We start from the raw sequence: 18,517 nt of genomic DNA, 5'->3' as shown, positions 1-18,517 counted from the left end.
AAACAATAACTACTTTCAGACTGTTTTAAAGGAATTGAAAGGAAATGTTCGAAACATATAGTAGTGAAAGTAAAAACTACATATTTTGTAGCACATCTTTGTAGTAATTCATGGTGAAAGAAAGGAGCGAAATATGCATAAACTTCAAACGAATAAAGGCGCGCGGTATTTTATGATTGCTTTTATTGTTTTGTTTCTTATTATGCTTTTGCGTTTTTTCTATATTCAAGCAGTAGGAGTCGTGCATAATGTGGATGTAAAGGATTTAGCAAATGAACAACATAATAAAAATGGTGTTTTGGAAGCGAATCGTGGCACGATTTATGATCAAACTGGAAAAGTGCTCGTTCAAGATTCAACAACGTATCGTGTTGTTGTGAATTTGAAAGGTAATGACAAAGTGAAGAATAAAGATGAAACTGCAGAGCAATTAGCTACTGCGCTTGAAATTGATAAAGAGGACGTATTAAAAAATTTCCATGAGGGGCGTACGCAAGTTGAAATCGGAAAAGTTGGCCGGAATTTGTCTAGGGAAAAGAAAGAACAAATTAAAAAATTGAAAATCCCGGGTGTTTCTTTTATGCCTGAGAAAGCAAGAGTGTATCCAAATGAAGATTTTGCATCTTATATACTTGGTTTTGCTAGACCAGACGATAAAGGAAATACAGAAGGGAAGTTTGGACTTGAAAAAAGTTTAGATAAATATTTGCGCTCGACAAATGGGAATATAGAATATGTGGGAGCACGAGGAGGTATCCCGCTTACAAATGATATAGGAAAAATAGAACCCGCTAAACATGGAAATAACGTATATCTTACGCTTGATAAACAAATTAATAGTTTTTTAGAAGAAGCGATGAATAAGGCGCAAGAGCACTATGATCCTTCTATGTTAGTAGGTATTATAGCGGATCCAAAGACTGGGAAAGTTTTAGCTATGTCTAGTAAACCCAGTTTTAACCCTAATAAAGGGGATATTGAATACTTTTTAAATGATCCAATCGCAAATGCATATGAACCAGGTTCAACGATGAAAGTATTTACGTTAGCTGCTGCAATCAATGAAGGTGTATATAACGGGAAAGAATATTTTCAATCCGGCAAGTATTCAGTAGGTTCAGCGGATATAAAAGATCATAATGGTGGGTTTGGATGGGGATCTATAACATTTGATGAAGGTTTTGAAAGGTCATCAAACGTAGCTTTTTCTATTTTAGAAGATCAGTTATTAAAACCAAATAAATTTAAGCAATATATGAATAAATTTGGTTTTAACCAAAAAACGGGAATAGATTTACCTGGTGAAAGTAAAAATACTTTACTATTAAATACACAAATTCAACAAGTAACAACTTCTTTCGGACAAGGTTCTACAGTAACTCCAATTCAATTAATCCAAGCTGCTACGGCTATAGCAAATGACGGGAAAATGATGCAACCATATATCGTTGACAAAGTTGTAAATCCAACAAACAAGCAAGTTATTATGGAAAATCAACCGAAAGAAGTTGGCAATCCGATAAAAAAAGAGACTGCGGACAAGGTAAGAGACTTAATGGAGCGTGTTATTACGTCTTCAAAAGGTACAGGTACAATGTATAAAGTCGATGGTTACCCAATAGGAGGCAAGACAGGAACAGCCCAAATTCCGAATCCTGAAAATGGACGATATATGGAAGGAAAAGAAAATTATATTTTTTCATTTTTAGGTATGGCTCCAATTGATGACCCAGAGTTAATTATATATTTAGCTATTAAGCAGCCAAAGTTAAAGGGAGATGAATATGGAGCCCAGCCACTCGCTGAAATATTTAAACCAGTTGTGAAAAATAGTCTTGAATATTTAAAGGTGAAACCATATACAGAACAACAAATGGCCGATGCAACGAAAAAATCCCAATTAAAAGTGCAAAACTATGTGAATCAATCAATAGATACGGTAGAGAATAATGTGAAAAAAGAGAAACTCCAACCGATAATTTTAGGAGAAGGAAAAATAAAAAAACAATATCCGCAGTCTGGTGAAGTAATGAGTGAAGGTGATCGTATATTTTTATTAGGAAACAACGCAACAATGCCCAATTTACAAGGTTGGTCAATGCGTGATGTTATGTATTTTTCTAAACTATTAAAATTAGATTTAAAAACTTCAGGTACGGGATATGTAACAAATCAAAGTATTGAAAAAGGACAAGCTATACAAGAAGGCGATGCATTAGAACTAAAATTAGAACCACCGTTACAACCGTTAGCAGAGGCAAATACAAATTAATTCAAGCAATGTGAAGGGTCTATATACAATAGGCTCTTTTTTTATAGAGTTTAGTAATTTCACGCACCGTAATTTTTATAAAAAATAATAAATAAGAAACTTAACAGTTACTAAAACAAAAAAACTTACATATATTGAAATTAGAACGATTGTTCAATTTTTTTGTATTAAACGACGGAAGGAGTCTACATTGAATAAAAGACGATACGATAGCGATTTAGCCAAAGAAGTAATAGCAGAGAAGGCGACAGAATTATTTTCCTTAAAAGGATATACAAGAACTTCAATTGATAACATTGCAAAAGCCTCTGGTTATAGTAAAGGACATATATATTACCATTATAAAAATAAAGAAGAATTATTTGTTTATTTAGCTAAAGACAGTATGAGAAATTGGCACAATAAATGGGAAATAGCAGAAAAACAGTATACAAACGCTACTGGGAAATTATATGGGATAGCTAAATTTGTACTTTATAATTACAAAACGCCATTATTAAGAGCAGGACAAGAACTTGCCTCTGATTCGAGCGCGAACCCTTCTACAATTCAACAACTCTATGGTTTAGCTGTTATCCCTTTAAAAACATATCAAAACATTTTGGATGAAGGTATACAAAGTGGTGAATTTTATATAGAAAATGTTGAGGATTCAAGTCTTTTATTAGGTTCATGGCTAGGTGGATTATGTCAATTCATTCATTCATTTGAAACAGAGAAATTAGAAGTTTTATTTAATGAAGCCATTACGATTTTTTTACTCTCTATTTCAAACAAACATGCGTAGCATTACAAGCGAATTAGAACGATTGTTCAAATCTTTACACTCGTCCGTTTTCATTATATGTATTAACAACAGGAGGTTTTTTATATGGATGAACAAAGAGTCGCGATTGTAACTGGCGGAGCTTCTGGTATCGGTAAAGCTTTAGCTATTCAATTAGCAAATAAAGATATATTTGTAATTATCGCAGATATTAATGAAACAAGTGGTCAAGAGCTTGTGAATAATATAAAAAATAATAATCAACTAGCTAGGTTCGAATATTTAGATGTTACTAACGCTGGATCCGTAGAGGAACTTATTATAAAAATAGTTAATGAGTTTGGTAGAATTGATTATATGTTTAATAATGCAGGAATTGCTATGTATGGAGAAGTATTCGATATGTCTTTAGATAATTGGAAACATATTATTGAAATAAACTTATTAGGAGTAATTTACGGGACACAATTGGCTTACCAATTCATGAAAAAACAAGGATTTGGTCATATCATTAATACTGCGTCTGCAACAGGTTTAGGACCTGCTCCACTTTGTACCGCGTACGCAACAACAAAACATGCTATCGTCGGTTTAACCACTTCATTACATTATGAGGCAGAAGAATATGGTGTAAATGTAAGTGTACTTTGTCCAACTTTTGTAGATACACCCATATTTGAAAAATCAATTGCAATTAATATGAATAAGGACCAAATTATAAAACAACTAAAAACAAATAAGCCGATTTCAGCAGACAAGTTTGCTGAAATTGCACTGAAAGCTATTCATAAAAATAAATTAGTTATATGTCCAATGCCGTTAAAAAAAACAATGGATGTATTCTTCACTTTATTTCCTTATCTTCATAAAAAGCTAATGCGTTTCGTATGCCGAATTGGTCGAAAAGCAAAAATGACCCAACTATAAATATCTGATTATTTTTTATTTACAGTTAAAATAAATTGTGATAATATGGAAAAATCAAATGCAGTGAAGAGAAGAGTAAATAAGATGAATTTTTCACAGAGAGCTCCATTTAGCTGAAAAGGAGTAAAAATTCTTTATTGAACCAAGCCTCTGAGCAGCGCATCGGAATCTATTAATAGAGGGTGGTGTGACGGGAGCTCCCGTTATAGAGCTATGGTATAAGCATGAATCAAAATGCAGTACCTGATAAGGTTAATATGGTGACATATTAACAAACTAGGGTGGCACCGCGATGATAAATCTCGTCCCTAAGACTAAAGTCTTGGGGGTGGGATTTTTTTATTGGTTAAAAATAATTTGGAAAGCGGGGCCGAAAATGAAAAACTTACTTAACGATTGGAAATATCCTTTATTATTACTGTCCGGAGTTGGTATTGCAAATTTAGGGGCATGGATTTACTTAATAGCACTAAACGTACTTGTCTATAATATGGGTGGCTCAGCCCTAGCTGTTGCTACTTTATATGTAATTAAACCATTAGCCGCTTTATTAACAAACGCTTGGTCAGGGAGTATGATTGATCGTTTAAATAAACGAAAATTAATGATTCACCTCGATATATATCGTGCGGTATTTATCGCTATTTTACCTTTACTTCCATCACTTTGGATGGTTTATGTATTCGTATTCTTTATTAGTATGGCTAATGCAATTTACGAGCCAACTGCTATGACATATATGACTAAATTAATTCCAGTTGAGAAAAGACAACGTTTCAACTCATTGCGTAGTTTAATAGGATCTGGTGCATTTTTAATTGGTCCAGCGATAGCGGGAGTATTGTTAATAGCAAGTACACCAGAATTTGCAATATATATAAATGCTATAGCGTTTCTCTTATCAGGAGTAATTACATTGCTATTACCTAATCTTGATAAAAAATCCGATATGCATACATCAAATGACAAGTTATCTTTAGCTGTACTAAAAAAAGATTGGAACATCGTTTTAAATTTTAGTAAAAAATCTTTGTATATCGTTTTTGTGTACTTCTTATTTCAAGGGATGATGGTTTTAGCTACCGCAAATGATTCGCTTGAATTGTCATTTGCTAAAGAAATTCTATTGTTAACAGATAGTGAATATGGATTTTTAGTTAGTGCCGGCGGGGCTGGAATTATTTTAGGAGCTATAACAAATACAATTTTATCTAAAAAATTAGCGCCTTCATTTTTAATTGGAATAGGATCATTATTCATTGCAATTGGTTATTTAATTTATGCTTTTTCAAATGGGTTCGTAATGGCTGCTATCGGATTTCTTATTTTATCTTTCTCTATGGCATATGCAAATACAGGATATTATACCTTTTATCAAAACAATGTTCCCGTTCACATAATGGGACGGATTGGAAGTATATATGGACTAGTAATTGCCGGCATAACCATTTTGATTACGATTCTATTCGGAGTTGCAACTCAATTTATTTCTATACAACTTGTAGTTATTGTAGGATCATTGGTAATGTTACTTATAACTATTATATTGTGTGTGTTTACTTTATTACCTTCAAAATCCAAGGTATACCATGCTGAATCAGTAGATTCCAAATAATTTTTTCTTCCATTTTTCAATTAGTATACATCACTAGAGGATTCTTCCATCTATATATTGAATAATAATTAGGTGGAAGAATCTCTTCTGCATATGACGGTGACAAATATGATTAATGCAAAGGATATAGTCCAGGAAATGATTATATCTTGATTTAGATTGTTCAATTGATTATATGTCTAAAGCAACGAAGTATGGGTTAAAAAATTAATGAAAATATAGAGGGGGCTTTTAGATTACATGGATATTAAGATTAGAGCATATAAAAAAAATCTGATGAAACCGGTTGGGTACGTTGCCGTGTGTTATCTTTTTTAGATACAGCATATTACGATAACGTATTTAGAGAGAAAGAAAAATAGGAAAATCCTGCAATTGAATTAGTAGCTGTATACGAAAATCAAATTGTGGGTTTAATAGATATTGAATATGAATTAGAAGAACGTACGGTATGTTCAAGAGGGACAGGTCTTGGCGGTATGATTTGGCATATTGCAGTTCATCCGGATTTCCGTAGAATGAAAATTGGTAATCAACTATTAAATGAGGCAGAAAAGTTAGCGAAAGAACTTAACCTAAATCGATTAGAAGCGTGGACTAGGGACAATCTATGGGTACATGGATGGTATGAAAAGAACGGATTTGTAAACGTAGATTCGTATTTACACGTATATAGCGATCATACAGACGAGATAAAAGGCGTAATGAAAAGTAATATTGATCAGTTATATCCGGTTCAAACATTTGCTCATTATACAGGTGAAAATAAAGAAGACATAAGAAAACAATTTAAACGAGTTCATGATTGTTTTTGTTTTGAAAAACATTTTAGTTGACTAGAAAACCTTTATTTTATAAATAAAGGTACTAAAGACGTACGGGTAAAAAGTACGTCTTTTTATTTTTAAAAATAATGCTTCAGACTGATGGGAAATCAAATTCCACATCATACAATTAAAAGTAGCTATCGTATTTCAATTATGAAATGAAAAGAAGAGAATATAATTTTTAAAGGCAAACAACTATATAGGAGGACTTTAAATGGATATTGTACTTGTTATTCTTATTATTGTTTTGCTGCAAGGGAAAGAGCGAAAAGTCAAAAAAAATCGCATTTGGCTTGTTCCAGTTTTGTTGGGCTTTGTAACAATCCAGTCCATTATTCATATGGGACAAATAACTTTGCTGCAAGGACTACTATTTGTTGCAACGCTTGGAATTGGCTTAGGTCTTGGAATTATACGGGGAAAAGTTTTAACATTTCGATTAGATAGTGAAACGGGTCATGTATTACGAAAAGGAAATTGGTTAAGCACAATGATTCTTCTTGTTATTTTAGGTGCGAAAATTGTAATTAAGCAAAGTATGTTTTCAGGTAGTACACATTCCACATTAATGGTTGTAACGAATGCCTTTTTATGTATCACATTAGGTACGGTAATAAGTAGACGATATTATATTTGGAAAAAATATAATGAGTTAATACAAAAAGTGTAAATACATTTATCCCTTGTTTAACAATGCTGTGAACGGTAATACTAAATAACATTGAACTTTTATAACAAGGGATGATCATATGATATTCATTTACACTGATTTCGGCGGAACACATTCAACTGCACTCGCTGCAGCTTATCATTTGAATAAATTGCCAACTGACCGTAAGTTAACGAAAGAAGAAATATTAAATGTAGATTACTTTAATAAATTGAAAACCGAAGATATGGGGAAAATTATTTTTCATGGAATAGATGAAAATGGTAATCCTGTATATACAATTGGGTGCGGGGCATCTAAAGTCGTTGTACCTGCGATGAAGCATTTAGGAGAAATTTTGCAAAAACATTATCAAAGTCATGAAAAGATCGTTTTTTCTAATACATCACCAACTGTACCTTTACCAATGACTTTTGGCGGTCTGTTTTCTAGAAGATTTCATATTGACTTTATTGGTGTACCACTACTCGTATGGGGTGCAAAACTTAGCTGTGATAACATACAAAGACTTGTTAGTTATACGAAAGAAGCAGGTCGCTTGACGAATGATTATGTTGTGATTTTAGCTAATGAAACTTTTAAATAATGTATGAGAAAAAGAAAATCGAGCAAATTTCTTGATTTTCTTTTTAATTTGTGAAAAAGACAAGAAATATTCACATTTATCATCTATCTACTATAGCCAAAACAATAAAGTCCTGTTACTATTACAGGGATATTCTCTTTTCATAACATAAATATATAGAAAAATTAGAAAAGAGGAATTGAATTAAGGGAGGAACAACATGAAGCGTGTTGCTTGGATTACTGATAGTACAACTGCGAGTTTTACAACAGAAGGAGATAACTTTGTTATCCCAATTGAAGTTATTATTGATGGTGTGTCGTATAAAGATTGTGAAGAAGGTGTGCGTGAGCGCGTTTATAATGCTTTAAACGAAGGTAAAACTGTCACTACATCACAACCTAACATAGGGGAAATGGTAGAGTTATTTTCGAAATGCAAAGAAGAATATGAAGAGGGATTTGCAGTTGCTATTAGCGGAAAAGTAAGTGGAACCTATCAAAACATGAAGTTAGCTGCAGAAATGGCAGGTTTCCCATTAACGGTATTAGATAGCGAAACAACAAGTTATCCAATGGATGAACTAATTAGAAAAGCGAAATCGTTATACAATGATGGTATGACTTTACAAGATATACACAAAACATTAGTAGATGAAAAAAGAAGACCTTTCCACGTATTCCCGAAAAGTTTAAAGGGTCTTTACGCAAGTGGACGTGTAAAGGGAGTTCAATTTTTACTTGGAAGTTTATTAAGTGTTAACTTAATATTAGAAGTAAAAGGTGGCGAGCTTTTACTTGAAAAGAAAGTTCGCAAAATCCAAAAATGTCGAGAATACATTAAAAATGAACTTGAAAAAGAATTACCAAAAGTACTTCACATGTTCCATGCTAACGATAAACCTGGAGCTGAAGAATGGATTGCAGATATTAGACAAGCATTCCCTGAAATGGATTTCAAACTATATCCATTACCAATTTCATTTGCGGTACATGCAGGTGAAGGTACAATAGCAATTAGTTATTAAGAAGAAAACCCGTGAATGATTCGCGGGTTTTTTATTTAATTAAATTGGAATCGGAGGCATATTACGTCGGCATTAATCAAAAAAGCTCATTTTATCATTTTGGAGAGCAACCACAATTCCTTGACTTGATTTGAAATTAAAAATATAAACCTTTTCCTACTGGCTGAACAGTTTCTAATACAATATCAACCATTTCTTCATTAAGCAGGGTCCTTATAATCCAAGCTGAGAGTTCTTGAGCAGCGAAACAACCTGCAGCAGTCGATATATTTCCTTCGTTTACGAAACTTTTTTCAATAACCTCTACGCCAAATTCTTTAAGCTGTTCTACTGCGGATGGATATGTAGTTGCTTTTTTGCCAGTGAGCAATTTTTTAGCTCCTAATAGTAGTGAACCAGAACACATAGATCCTATTAATTGTCTTTGAGGATCTACATGAATGCTATTAATATATTCTTGGTTTTTATATAAATCTTGCACACCTTTACCGCTTGCAAATATTACAGCGTCAGCAGAAGGAAGATCAGATATACTTGCTGTCATGGGAATACGTAAGCCAGACATGGATATATGAGTTTTTTCCGTTCCTAAAAGCTGGACATCCCAATCAGAAATACCGCCAACTAAACGTACACGATTTAATAAATCCCATGGTAGGAAAACATCAATATCAGTAAAGTTATCGAAACAGACTATTGCAATTTTCATTTTCTAATCCTCCATTACTGTTATTAACAGTGCCAATTTAATCTTCTAATAAAAAAATGTTTTAACAACTCATTCTAACTCCATATATACGTCCCTTTGTTTACAATATAAACTTCTCCTTTTTATGTTCTATATCAAGTTATAAATCCCTGTATATTACACGTATATGAAGGAGGTGTAGTGATTTTTTAACTTCTCTAAATATAAAAAGATATAAAATTTTTTTCTTGGGTTCTATCAATTTTTTTGTACAAAACCAAAATCTGTAGCAATAACTCGTAAGGTATTGTGGATGAGGATTTTTAATATTCTCAAGGAAATAGATGTAATTTATCACACATACCAATAGAAATAAAAAAGTCATCCTTTCTTATAAATCCACAGATAGAAACACGTTTTTAGGGGGCATTGTATCATTAGCTTACTAATCTATATATAATATGATTTTTATAATTTCCGTAAAATAATTTTGACGTATTTATTTTTTCAATATAGAATAATATTCATCCATCCAAATTTAACCAATATTATACAAAAGATATATCTTTTTAGTTTTAAGGGAAAGGTTAATATGAAAGTAAAGAAACTAGTTACGCTTGCAGTACCATTTATCCCACTTTAATGGGCAGTAAGACCCCCACCTCAAAATTCAGAGAAAGCAAAGAAGTTAGGCGGGGGATCAACTGCCCATTAAAGTCCGATTGGTTCAACTTTATGTAGTAAAGCTCTATAAAGAGGGAGATGGGACTGTAAATTACATTTGTGAAATTACAAATGTGTCTAGGTCCTCATTATATTAGAAAGCTATCGGAAAGGAACAGTTAATGAGTTATACCCAAAATCAGAAATATATAATAGAAAATAAGTTTCATATAGGGGTGGAATTATATGCCTAAAATTGACAATATGCTAGCAATTCTATGGATGCTTCGTTCAGGTAAAAAAATTACTGCGAAACAAATTTCAGAAAAGTTAGAGATAAATATAAGGACTGTGTATCGTTATATTGATACAATTTCAACTAGTGGCGTACCTATAATTTCAGAACCAGGACATAACGGCGGATACACTTTATTGAACAATTTTATTGAGGCTCCTCTTTTTTTTGATTTTGAGGAGCAAACTTCACTATTTCATGCTGCTGTTTTTGCAGAAGAAGCCGGATATTATGGGGTGAAGCATTAAATAGGGCCATTTCAAAACTAAGTAAATACTCAAATCAAGAGCAGGAAACAAAAATAAACCAACATTTAACTAGTCTTGAAGTAATAAGCCGATTAACTTCACTCTCTATAGAAACTTTTTTGAAGGAGTTGGAGCAGGCTGTAGCTGACGGGTACTCAATAAAAATTCTTTACCATAAAAGTGGCGAAAAGCAATTAAATTATAGATTGGTCAATCCATACAGAATTATCTATTGGAATAATAAGTGGTATGTGATTGGATTGTGTCATCTTAGGAATGATATCCGTAGTTTTAGAGTAGATCGAATTGAAAGTCTAACGCTGACTGAAAATAAGTTTAACCAGCCAGAAAATTTTTCAGCAAGTGACTTTTTTATAAAAAGTCTTCTTCCAACTATAGAAGATAAGGAAAGTATTATTTCTTTGGTTATTAATGGGGATAAAAGTGTATTAGCTGATATTTGCCAACATTGGTTTTTAGGACATTATTTACAAGAACGAACTTCAAATCAAGCAGTTTTTCTTCTTGAAAAAGATATGATACATAAATATGTACCTTATTTACTTTTACCGTACAATAAATCTATTAAAGTTATCGAGCCAATAAGTCTTAAAAATAGACTTATTGAAGTTCTGTCGGAATTAATAAAATTTCATCAAGTATGATAACTTCCCTGACGTTAACTGTCAGGGAAGTTATATTATAATAGCTATATAAATTGTGATTGGAGTGTTATTGGATGCAAACAAAAAAAGCTTTTCTATATGTATTTAATACAATGTCAGACTGGGAATATGGATATTTAATTGCTGAACTAAACTCAGGAAGATATTTTAAAAAAGATTTAGCACCTTTAAAAGTAATTACAGTAGGAGCTAATAAAGAAATGATTACTACTATGGGAGGACTGAGCATAAAACCAGATATTTCCCTTGATGAATGTACTTTTGAGAGTAAAGATCTTTTAATTTTACCAGGAGGGACTACTTGGAGTGAAGAAATTCATCAACCTATCTTGGAAAGAATCGACCAAGCTTTAAAGCTTGGCACTATTGTTGCTGCAATTTGTGGTGCAACTGATGCCCTCGCGAATATGGGATACTTGGATACTAGAAAACATACAAGTAATAACTTAGAATATACTAAAATGGTATGCCCTAACTATAAAGGAGAAAAGTTCTATGAGTTGGAATCTGCAGTATCTGATGAGAATTTAGTTACTGCGTCAGGAATAGCTCCTCTGGAATTTGCAATGGAGGTACTGAAAAAAATAGATGTATTTACACCAGATGCATTACATTCATGGTATAACCTAAATAAGACTCATAAACCTGAATACTTCTTCCAGTTAATGAATTCAATAAATAAATGAATGAAATAACTAAAAAGCTCAATTTCTCTATTTTGACTTGCAGAGAAGTTGGGCTTTTTAATGCGGAATTCCCTTATCGTTGTAAATCCGCATTTCTCTGACGCTCCCCCTATGTAAGCTTCTACGGTAATCCTACTCCAATTTCAATAAACCAATGCTATACTGTCCGTTTATAGGTACATTTCATTAAGTAGAAAGTAATAAATCTATTGAGGTTTAATAATTTTGATACTCATAATTTGACATGCACAAAACCAAAAATTGCATGTTACATTATTAGGCGCAACAATATAAATAATACCATTTGTTCATTTCATAAATAATGTTAATAAAAAAGGTGAAAGGATTTTTAAAGCTAAAAATAGAAATCTATATAAGAGAATATTTCGATGGTAGGGATATTATGAAAATCGGTAAGTTTGGAGAAGTAAATAACATAAGTATTGATACAATTAGACATTATATGGATCTCAGTCTCATTATTCCTGAAAAAAAGGGAGGGCACTATTTTTTTGATGAGTATTGTCAAACAGATTTAGAACTCATTTTACATTACAAAGATTTAGGATTTAGTTTGAATGAAATTAAAGAACTATTTTTTTATAAAAATTTAGCGAAATCTATGAATTACGAAAAAGATACCTTTTACCAATCTTTATTTAAACTGAAATTTGACAAGATGGAACAGGAAATAGAACTTTTGAAGAAGAAACGGGACAAATTAAAGGGAGTGTTACATGATTTATTATTAACAAACGAAACTTCTAATTCAATTATAGGGATAGATTTAAGTGTACTACATTTACTTACATGTTCTAAGTGTAGCGAAAAATTAATTCTTCAAGATGGAATTATTACTATCAATCAAATTACTGAGGGGAAGTTAATTTGTGATTGTGGTGAAGAATATATTATTACTTCAGGAATTATAACTGCGGGTAAATTATTTAAAGCAAATGAGCTGACGTCACTTGATGATACTATTTCGGATTATATTCATGAAACGGATACTGCTTTTTTAGAAAATATACAGAAGGGAGGAGAATGGGCGAAAAAGAAACTAATGCAGCTAGATTTAAATAATAAGATACTACTTGATTTAGGATCCGGCCTCGGATTCTTTTTACGGAATAGTTATGAAGAACTACCAGAAGATTGTTTATATATTGCTGTTGATCGAGATTTGAATAAACTTTTATTTTTAAAAGATGTAATTGAAAAAAGAAATCCTAAAAGAAACATTTTATTTATCTGTGCTGATTTTTTAAATATCCCTATTCAAAAAGATTCTGTTGATATTGTAATTGATCAGTCTGGTACAAGTAATTATAGTTTTGAACATGAGGCTTTTTTATTACACGAATTAAATTCGCTTTTTAAACACGATTGTTATTTATTAAGCTCATTTATTTTATTTAATAAATTCAGTATAAATAGCCAAATTACAACTAGATTTCGAGAGAATTTTAAACTTTCAAAAGTAATGAAAGAAATTCATAATCTAAGGTTTCAATCCATTGATGAACGAACGTCAAATTATTTGGAACGGGGCGGAAAATATGAGGATTTCTTTGTTCAAGGAGAAGAAATTTATACATATTCATTTTTCGGAAAAAGATGGGGTTAACCCCATCTTTTATTTATTTTCCCTTCAAACTTTTCAAATCGTACATATTGCGATTGGGTTGACCCGAGAACTTACAATGTACGTAACACAAAATTAGGCAGGGGGAAAAGTTATGGCCAGTTTACGATTACATATGGAAAATAAAAAAAGAAACCAAGAGCTAAGAAATATTTGTTTATATTCAATTGCAAAAACAGTATCACTATTCGGTAGCTCTATTTATAGTTTCGCATTAGGATTATATGTTTTGCAAATAACTGGATCTGCTTTAAATTTCGCGATTACGCTCATATTAGGGACAATTCCAATGATTGTTATGAATCCATTTGCCGGTGTAATTGCTGATAAGGTTGATAAAAAGAAACTCGTCGTTTGTATGGACGTACTAAGCGGATGCGTATTAATAACTGTTTATATATTAAGCAGCGATTATGGTTTAAACTTATTCATCGTTTATACTACTACCTTTCTTATGACAGTACTTACAACATTTTTTGGAATAGGGTTAGAGGCTGCAAAACCAAATATCGTCTCTAAAAAGAGACTAATGAGTCTTAACTCTATAAGTAAAATTATCGACTCTATATCTTTAATTCTAGGACCTATGTTAGGCGGCATTGTTTTTGCAGTCTTTGATATGAAAACTTTTATAATTATTAACGGTATTTCATTTATCCTTTCGGCTATATCCATATTGTTTATAAACTTTAAATTGTGTGAGCAATACATAAATGAGGAATGTTCAATTAGAGAAATTAAATTTATTAAAGATATAAAGGAGGGATACTCTTACTTAATGGAGCGGGAAAGCTTAAAAAATACGTTTTGTATTTTAATTTCACTTAATTTCTTCTTAGGGTTTGCTGTAACTGTTCCATTGCCATACATTATTAATACAGTTCTCAATCTTAGCTCTAAACAATTTGGTATGATTCAAGGGACTTTTCCAGTAGGGATGATAATTGGTGCAATGGTAGTAAAAAAGATAACTGATCGTTTTTCTTACTCCTATCTTTTGAAAAAGCTAAGTTCTATGTTGTCAGTTATTATGATTATTTCAGGGATTCCAGTTTTATTCAAAAGCTTCGAAGTGAATGATTTTGTATTCGTTATTACGTATTGCGTTATTATGTTCTTTTTAGGGCTAATGATAGCATTAATTGATATCCCTTTAATTTATTTTATGCAAAGAGAGATTCCAGATGAATATAGGGGCAGAGTGCTTAGTATTGGATTAAGCATAGGTAAAATGATGCAGCCGATAGCACTGGCATTATCAGGTCTATTATTAAATCATATTCCAGCCTACACGCTTCCAATTGGAGGAGGGATCGTATTTCTTATTTTGAATCAGGCTTACTCAAATAAATTGAATTTAGAAATTCATTCAAAAGGGTATAGTGTTGAACGTAATTAAATAATATCGAAAAAGCGCAGGATGATAATCCTGCGCTTGTCTATCGTAATTCAGCTGTTTTTCTAATAACAATCTTATCAATATCATCTTCTTCATCACCAATAAATAACCCGCGTTCTTTTAAATACGCTTCAAAATATAAATCTGCTTCTGCACGTTCATCATATGGTTTTACAGATAGAACGAAACCTAATTTGTTTTGTTCCTCTAGATGAGAAGTGGAAATGTATGCCGGTACATTGTGGCGTAAAAAGAGTTCTTTAACCGGAATAATCATATCTTTCATTAATTTCGTTAACATACCCATTTCAAACTCGAAATTAAAGCGATCTATACTACATAAATCGGCGAATACTACACCGATAAAACCTGTATTAAATACTTCTTGATATTCTACGTCTTCGTCATGATTACCGTAAAAATTCTTTTCGATTAAATAATTTACAAAATAAGCAACACCGTCACTTTGTTCAAATGGTTTCGTTGAAAGAACAAAGCCGATTTTCTTTTGTTTATGTATATATACACATGACATATATGCTGAAATATTATGTTCTTTAAATAAAGAACTTGTTGCTCCAGAGAGACCATCTAATACGTGATGAACAATTTGAAGTTTTTTACGAGCGAAATAATAGGATTTCTTTTGTAACTCCAATGTATCAATAAAGACAGAGCCGATAAAGCCTGTATTTGAAATAATAGGTGTTTGCTTTTTTCTTCCTCTGCGCTTTGCTTGAGCCATTGTAAAAATCATCCCTTCATGTACAAGTAAGTTTAAAAAAGAACGTTTGTTCGTATATTTATATTTTACTATTAAAACGCTCTAAAGTAAAGGGTTTTTGAAGAAAAAAACAACAAAAAAGACACCTGCAAAAGGTGCCTTAAACGCTGTAGGGAAGAGGGTTCATCCATACAATTTATATTATGACACAGAAACAATCTCTTCTGTATCTTCTACATCTAAATGACAGTCCATAGTACGAACATCTTGATCTTCATGACTTCCGAAATAAATAGTAATTTTCATATGTATCGCTCCTTTATTCTAGGAATACCTAAAATAATTACTAGTAATGTTAATATTTATTATATACCACTTTTTTCATTCCGACAACGTTATATCGTTTTTTATTCTTTTAGGGCGCAAAGAGTAATGTAAAGAGATATTTTTATAGAAATAGGTACATTTCTTATATGTTATATTTAATACTGAAGTATTCGATTACAAATATTATGAAAGGAGAAAAATGAATGAATTTTAAACAGTTACTAATAGATAATTTTACATATAAAACTTCATATATTGCACGGCAGGCACAGGGAATGAATGTAAAAGAAACGAAGGATTACATTGCTGTCGACTGTGGTTTACCTGCAGATACATTTAATATCATTACTTTACTAAACAATAATGTAACGGAAGATATCGAGAAATTATATAAGGAGGTAGCATACTATAATCAAAAGAAATATCCAATGAGTGTTTGGTTTTGGGACGAGAAGCTAGAGGATACTATAAAGAATGAATTAATAAAGCTTGGATTAAAAGAAACAGAACAAAATATCGCGATGGTAGCAAACTTACATACAATACATCCAACAACAAACTTGCCAGAAGGTTTTACGATACAAAAAGCATCTTCATCAGAACAAATTAAAAAGTTTGGAGAAGCGTTAGCTAGTCTATTTGGTACATCAGAGGAAGGTATATATGTACAAGCATTCTACAATCAAACTACTTCTTTCCATTTATGGAATAGTGAAAATATGAAACTGTACTTAGGGTTTTATAATGATGAAGTCGTATCGGTTGGTTCATTAGTGTGTACAAAAGATAGTATTGGTATTTATGATATAGCAACGAAAGAAGAAATGAGAGGAAAAAGATTTGGTTCTACTATGTTTCATTACTTGCTGAAAGAAGCAAAGGAATTAAACGTTGCTCAATGCGTATTACAAGCTTCACCTGATGGGATTAATATTTATAAAAAGGCTGGTTTTCAATCTGTTGGACAAATGACTGTATTTGAAAATCGACATTTATTTGAATAAATTATCCAAGCCAAATTGCTTTCATGTAGGAGTTAATACATCATTATGAAAAAGATATATATCGTTACAATACTTTGCATCTTTATAGTAATAGGTACTTTTGTTTTTCATAAAGTAAATGAACGTAAGTACACGAAAGCTATTAATCAATCAACTCATATAAAAAACATTGCACATAGAGGAGCTTCTGCGTATGCACCAGAACATACAATAGCAGCTTATACATTAGGACAACAATTAAAAGGAGATTATATAGAAATAGATCTCCAAATGACAAAAGACGGATATTTAGTAGCTATGCATGATGAAACATTAAATCGTACTACAAATGGTACAGGACTAGTCAAGGAACATACATTAGAAGAAATAAAGCAACTAAATGCAGGCTCTACTTACAATAAAAAGTATCCAAATTTAGCAAAGAAAGAATATGAAAATGCTAAAGTTCCAACACTCGAAGAAGTAATTGAAGTGTTTGGGCATGACGCGAACTATTATATTGAAACAAAATCACCTGATGAATATCCAGAAATGGAAGAAAAGTTATTAGAAATTATTAATCACTATGAAATACAGGATAAAGTTATTATTCAATCATTTAGTGAAGAAAGTCTGCAAAAAATTCATAATTTAAATGTTAATATACCCCTGGTGCAATTATTATCCTATAAGAAGGCAGTTCAATTAACTGAATTAGAGATAAAAAAGTATAAAACATATTGCATTGGTCTTGGAATGAACTATAAATATATTGATTCAGCTTACGTAAAGAAAATAAAGAAACAAGGATTAGAAGTTCATCCATTTACTGTAGATAATGAAGCAGACATGAAAAAGTTACTATTATGGGGAGTTGACGGGATGTTTACGAATTATCCGGATCGTTTACATTCATTATTAAAGTTTTAATTAAAAGAAACTGTTTTTAACGTAATAGTTTATATAGGTTTTCGAGTAATATATAATTAAATTAATCTAGTTAAACTAAAAAGGAGTGTAAGTAGGATGAATATATTAGCTGTTGTCCCACGCCTCTATGTTTCAGACTTACAAACTCATCTAGAATTTTACAAAATACTATTAAAGCAAGAAAAACCACACGAATTTCAAATGAACGGAACGCCTGTGATTAGATTTACAAATTTACTTTTAATTGAAGAATTAAAAGAAACAATTAAGAATCATGTTGCTGCAACGATTGTAATTGATGATCTCAACGAAGTAAAAGAACTAATCTTAAACTATAACGGCGTAATGATTACTGAACCAATACAAGTACCCACAGGTATGAAAATGATAATTCGTCATCCAGATGGTAATATCATTGAATACATAGAGCCGACATTGAAATGAAATATGAAAAAGACGTGAAGAAGAATCCAATAAGCATATTGGATTCTTTTTTTGCTAGTTTTACGAACCGAACGCGAAAGAATACGACATTGGGTATTATTTTTCATAAGTTTAGTCAGAAAGTAACGAA

15 protein-coding genes, 3 pseudogenes and 1 other annotated feature are annotated in these 18,517 nt (G+C 31.7%); of the genes and pseudogenes, 16 read left to right on the top strand and 2 right to left on the bottom strand.

Going from position 1 to position 18,517, the window contains the following annotated elements; translation table 11 throughout:
- Positions 1-133: 133 nt before the first annotated feature.
- From ACTFRS_RS05095 to ACTFRS_RS05060, 8 genes and pseudogenes are all read left to right on the top strand, one after another.
- Positions 134-2,272 (top strand): penicillin-binding protein, encoded by a 2,139-nt coding sequence (locus ACTFRS_RS05095; RefSeq protein WP_440024066.1) that lies wholly within the window; start codon positions 134-136, stop codon positions 2,270-2,272.
- Positions 2,273-2,462: 190 nt separating this feature from the next.
- Positions 2,463-3,059 (top strand): TetR family transcriptional regulator C-terminal domain-containing protein, encoded by a 597-nt coding sequence (locus ACTFRS_RS05090; RefSeq protein ID WP_439194728.1) that lies wholly within the window; start codon positions 2,463-2,465, stop codon positions 3,057-3,059.
- An 84-nt stretch (positions 3,060-3,143) separates the two neighbouring features.
- Positions 3,144-3,965, top strand: coding sequence for an SDR family NAD(P)-dependent oxidoreductase (locus ACTFRS_RS05085; protein WP_000344381.1), 822 nt, complete (start codon positions 3,144-3,146; stop codon positions 3,963-3,965).
- A gap of 54 nt (positions 3,966-4,019) precedes the next feature.
- Positions 4,020-4,278 (top strand) — a binding site (T-box leader).
- 63 nt (positions 4,279-4,341) lie between these two features.
- Positions 4,342-5,580 (top strand): MFS transporter, encoded by a 1,239-nt coding sequence (locus tag ACTFRS_RS05080; RefSeq protein WP_440024069.1) that lies wholly within the window; start codon positions 4,342-4,344, stop codon positions 5,578-5,580.
- Positions 5,581-5,820: 240 nt separating this feature from the next.
- Positions 5,821-6,416, top strand: a pseudogene (locus tag ACTFRS_RS05075) (GNAT family N-acetyltransferase).
- 205 nt (positions 6,417-6,621) lie between these two features.
- A complete protein-coding gene (locus tag ACTFRS_RS05070; protein ID WP_139865718.1) occupies positions 6,622-7,077 on the top strand; it encodes a DUF1453 family protein in 456 nt (151 codons plus the stop codon).
- 79 nt (positions 7,078-7,156) lie between these two features.
- On the top strand, positions 7,157-7,663 hold the full coding sequence (locus tag ACTFRS_RS05065; protein WP_440024071.1) for a DUF3189 family protein: 507 nt from the start codon (positions 7,157-7,159) through the stop codon (positions 7,661-7,663).
- 199 nt (positions 7,664-7,862) lie between these two features.
- On the top strand, positions 7,863-8,669 hold the full coding sequence (locus tag ACTFRS_RS05060; protein ID WP_000831949.1) for a DegV family protein: 807 nt from the start codon (positions 7,863-7,865) through the stop codon (positions 8,667-8,669).
- Between the two features lie 136 nt (positions 8,670-8,805).
- Here the strand turns inward: ACTFRS_RS05060 and ACTFRS_RS05055 are convergent, their stop codons facing one another.
- The gene (locus ACTFRS_RS05055) at positions 8,806-9,378 is read right to left on the bottom strand and encodes a DJ-1/PfpI family protein (protein ID WP_242293576.1); all 573 of its coding nucleotides are present in this window, start codon (positions 9,376-9,378) and stop codon (positions 8,806-8,808) included.
- Between the two features lie 713 nt (positions 9,379-10,091).
- Here ACTFRS_RS05055 and ACTFRS_RS05050 point away from each other — a divergent pair.
- From ACTFRS_RS05050 to ACTFRS_RS05030, 5 genes and pseudogenes are all read left to right on the top strand, one after another.
- Positions 10,092-10,203: pseudogene (locus tag ACTFRS_RS05050) on the top strand (helix-turn-helix domain-containing protein); the annotation flags it as partial.
- Between the two features lie 63 nt (positions 10,204-10,266).
- A pseudogene (locus ACTFRS_RS05045) lies at positions 10,267-11,228 on the top strand (helix-turn-helix transcriptional regulator).
- A 74-nt stretch (positions 11,229-11,302) separates the two neighbouring features.
- Positions 11,303-11,935, top strand: coding sequence for a type 1 glutamine amidotransferase family protein (locus ACTFRS_RS05040; RefSeq protein WP_139865721.1), 633 nt, complete (start codon positions 11,303-11,305; stop codon positions 11,933-11,935).
- A 403-nt stretch (positions 11,936-12,338) separates the two neighbouring features.
- Positions 12,339-13,562: a methyltransferase domain-containing protein gene (locus tag ACTFRS_RS05035; protein WP_440024073.1), complete on the top strand. Its 1,224-nt coding sequence runs from the start codon at positions 12,339-12,341 to the stop codon at positions 13,560-13,562.
- A gap of 112 nt (positions 13,563-13,674) precedes the next feature.
- A complete protein-coding gene (locus ACTFRS_RS05030; protein ID WP_440024075.1) occupies positions 13,675-14,979 on the top strand; it encodes an MFS transporter in 1,305 nt (434 codons plus the stop codon).
- A gap of 40 nt (positions 14,980-15,019) precedes the next feature.
- Here the strand turns inward: ACTFRS_RS05030 and ACTFRS_RS05025 are convergent, their stop codons facing one another.
- A complete protein-coding gene (locus ACTFRS_RS05025) occupies positions 15,020-15,736 on the bottom strand; it encodes a hypothetical protein (protein ID WP_440024076.1) in 717 nt (238 codons plus the stop codon).
- 497 nt (positions 15,737-16,233) lie between these two features.
- Between ACTFRS_RS05025 and ACTFRS_RS05020 the strand changes: the two genes are divergently transcribed.
- From ACTFRS_RS05020 to ACTFRS_RS05010, 3 genes are all read left to right on the top strand, one after another.
- Positions 16,234-17,034 (top strand): GNAT family N-acetyltransferase, encoded by an 801-nt coding sequence (locus ACTFRS_RS05020; protein WP_440024078.1) that lies wholly within the window; start codon positions 16,234-16,236, stop codon positions 17,032-17,034.
- A gap of 45 nt (positions 17,035-17,079) precedes the next feature.
- Positions 17,080-17,943 carry a glycerophosphodiester phosphodiesterase gene (locus ACTFRS_RS05015; RefSeq protein WP_000725558.1) on the top strand — a complete coding sequence of 288 codons (864 nt, stop codon included), beginning with the start codon at positions 17,080-17,082 and terminating at the stop codon, positions 17,941-17,943.
- A gap of 96 nt (positions 17,944-18,039) precedes the next feature.
- Positions 18,040-18,387 (top strand): VOC family protein, encoded by a 348-nt coding sequence (locus tag ACTFRS_RS05010; protein WP_242268548.1) that lies wholly within the window; start codon positions 18,040-18,042, stop codon positions 18,385-18,387.
- Positions 18,388-18,517 lie beyond the last annotated feature (130 nt).

The organism is Bacillus cereus group sp. MYBK139-1 (assembly GCF_051916915.1).
Classification (GTDB): Bacteria; Bacillota; Bacilli; order Bacillales; family Bacillaceae_G; genus Bacillus_A; species Bacillus_A pacificus.
Note: the sequence above shows the minus strand (reverse complement) of the source record. Positions and strands in the feature narration are given on the sequence as shown.